Source organism: Methylopila musalis (assembly GCF_042679725.1).
Classification (GTDB): domain Bacteria; phylum Pseudomonadota; class Alphaproteobacteria; order Rhizobiales; family Methylopilaceae; genus Methylopila; species Methylopila musalis.
Window position 1 is genome coordinate 1 of record NZ_JBHTMX010000453.1, and the last position, 532, is coordinate 532.

Here is a 532-nt window from a genome sequence, read left to right on the forward strand (position 1 = left end):
CCGTGCGGGACGCGCTGCTCGGCGCGCGCCCCGGCGACATGGACATCGCCACCACCGCGCTGCCCGACGAGGTGATCCGCCGCGCCGAGGCCGCCGGCTGGAAGACCGCGCCGACCGGGATCGAGCACGGCACCGTGACGGTGGTGGCGCGCGGCGAGCCGTTCGAGGTCACCACCCTGCGCCGGGACGTCTCCACCGACGGGCGGCGCGCAACCGTCGCCTTCACCCGCGACTGGGCCGAGGACGCCGCCCGGCGCGACCTCACCATCAACGGGCTCTATCTCGACCGGTCCGGCGTGGCGCACGACCATGTGGGCGGCCTCGCGGACCTCGCGGCGCGGCGGGTGCGCTTCATCGGCGATCCGCACGCCCGCATCCGCGAGGACTACCTGCGCATCCTGCGCTTCTTCCGCTTCCACGCCCGCTTCGCCGAAGGCGCGCCGGACCCGGCCGGCCTCGCCGCCGCCACCGCCGAGAGGGACGGGCTCGCGCGCCTGTCGCGGGAGCGGGTGCGGGCGGAGCTGCTGAAGCT

Annotated in this window: 1 protein-coding gene; it reads left to right on the forward strand. The window is 76.5% G+C overall.

What is annotated here, in order from left to right; genetic code table 11:
• Positions 1-532: CCA tRNA nucleotidyltransferase (locus ACFQ4O_RS18260; protein WP_378777866.1), on the forward strand; the 532-nt coding region annotated here is incomplete at both ends.